This is a genomic window from Mesorhizobium sp. M00.F.Ca.ET.216.01.1.1, from assembly GCF_004010325.2.
Lineage (GTDB): Bacteria > Pseudomonadota > Alphaproteobacteria > Rhizobiales > Rhizobiaceae > Mesorhizobium.
The window spans coordinates 1-322 of record NZ_SADR02000362.1 but is presented as its reverse complement, the minus strand read 5'-3'; the positions used below and the strand labels follow the sequence as shown (position 1 = coordinate 322).

General features: G+C 68.3%; 1 pseudogene. It reads left to right on the top strand.

Annotation, left to right across the window (positions count from 1 at the left end):
- Window positions 1-121 precede the first annotated feature (121 nt).
- A pseudogene (locus EN859_RS36475) lies at window positions 122-322 on the top strand (CbbX protein); the annotation flags it as partial.

The following is a 322-nucleotide window of genomic DNA, read 5'->3' as shown; positions in this document are numbered from 1 at the left end:
GGAGGAACCGGGCTTCCGTCTTACGCGCCAGGACGGGCCAGAGCGCGTGCAACGTTACGGGCTCGCGGGCTACGCGAGCGACCGGCCTTCCGGCGCACGCTACGTTACGGAGCGCTGAGCCATGAACCTCGCGCTGCCGCCGAATATCGACCTCGCTGCGTTGTATCGCGACTCGGGCATCGGCGAGGTGCTCGCGGAACTCGACCGCGACCTTGTGGGCCTCGCGCCGGTCAAGACGCGAATTCGTGAGATCGCCGCGCATCTGCTTGTCGAGCGCGCGCGCGAATCGCTGGGCCTTGCAAGCGGCGCACCGACGTTGCAC